The 1,447-nt window shown below is 73.0% G+C and carries 1 protein-coding gene and 1 pseudogene; one reads left to right on the top strand and one right to left on the bottom strand.

Annotated features, from left to right (window positions below):
* Positions 1-584 (top strand): RNA-guided endonuclease TnpB family protein (locus KS423_RS45425; RefSeq protein ID WP_224285509.1); only part of this gene is annotated, 584 nt, incomplete at its 5' end.
* Between the two features lie 248 nt (positions 585-832).
* Here KS423_RS45425 and KS423_RS45430 read toward each other — a convergent pair.
* Positions 833-1,447, bottom strand: a pseudogene (locus KS423_RS45430) (sugar ABC transporter permease); the annotation flags it as partial.

Genomic DNA, 1,447 nt, shown 5'->3' on the forward strand with positions numbered 1-1,447 from the left:
GCGGCAGCAACCGCCGTCGGGCCGTGCTGGCGAAGATCAATACGATCACCGGCCGGGTCCGCCACCGCCGTGCGGACTTCTGCGCCCAGACCGCCCACGCACTGACCACCGCGAACGCGGTAGTGGCGCTGGAAGACCTCCGCACGAGGAACATGACCACCTCGGCACGGGGCACCGTCGAGCAACCCGGCCGGGGCGTCCGGGCCAAGGCCGGACTCAACCGGGCCATCCTCGACAAGGGCTGGCACCTGCTCGAACGCGCGCTGCGCAACGCTGCGCGTTCCACCGGCACCCGTGTGGTGCTGGTGAATCCCGCGTACACGTCGCAGACCTGCAACGCCTGCGGGCATGTGGATCCGAAGAGCCGTGAGAGCCAAGCGGTCTTCGGGTGCACGGCCTGCGGGCACGGGGACCATGCCGACGTGAACGCCGCGAAGAACATCCTCAACGCCGCAGGGCATGCGGTGTCAGGGCGTGGAGACCTCGCCACGAGGCGGTCCGTGAAGCGCCAACCACCGGCGACGCGCGCACGCATGGGGCGAAGTTCCCACGCGGCACGTACGGCCGGAATCCCCGGGGCTTAGCGCGGGGAGGAAGTCAACCCTCCCGAGGTCAGTGGCGGGCCGTACACGTTCTGGCAGGGGCCGGGCCAGAACCTGCAGGCCGCCCAGGCGGAGCTGGGAAGGGAGCCGCGCGGCGCGACCGGGATCATGATGAGCCCCTGGCTGGAGATCGGCTTCTCCTGACCCGGGCGGCCCGGTGCGCACCGAAGGCCCCGGCGCCCCGCCCGCGGTGCGACGGGGCGGGGCGGGGGCGCCGGGCCGAAACGTCCCTACCCGCGGCCGCTGCTGCGGGTGCGGCGGGTGAGGGAGTCGAGGACGACGGCGGCGAGCAGGACCGCGCCGGTGATCATGTACTGGATGGCCTGGGCGGCGTGGACCATGTCCAGGCCGGTGGTGATGGACTGGATGACGAGGATGCCCAGCAGCGCCGACCAGGTCTTGCCGCGGCCGCCGAAGAGGCTGGTGCCGCCGATGACGGCCGCGGCGATCGCGCTCATCAGCACGTTGCCGCTGCCCAGTTGCTTGTCGGCGGAGCCCTGCTGGGAGGCATAGAAAAGGCCGCCGAGGCCGGCCAGGAACGCGGAGAGCACGAAGACGGAGATCCGTACCCGGGCGACGTTGACACCGGCGCGCCGGGCGGCTTCGACGCCGCCGCCGACGGCGAAGACCTGCCGCCCGTAGCGGGTGCGGCGCAGGACGAAGTCGGTGGCGAGGACGGCGCCGAGCAGGACGACCAGGGACAGTGGCAGGCCGCGGTCCTGGTTGAGGGTGTAGGCGGTGGCGAGGGTGAGGACGGCCAGTGCCCCGGCGCGGATCGCGCTGTCGGCGGCCGGCGGTGCGGTGAGGCCGGCGGCGCGCCGGCGGCGGGCGGTGTGCAGGCGGGC

It is taken from the genome of Streptomyces sp. LS1784 (genome assembly GCF_020103755.1).
Taxonomy (GTDB): domain Bacteria; phylum Actinomycetota; class Actinomycetes; order Streptomycetales; family Streptomycetaceae; genus Kitasatospora.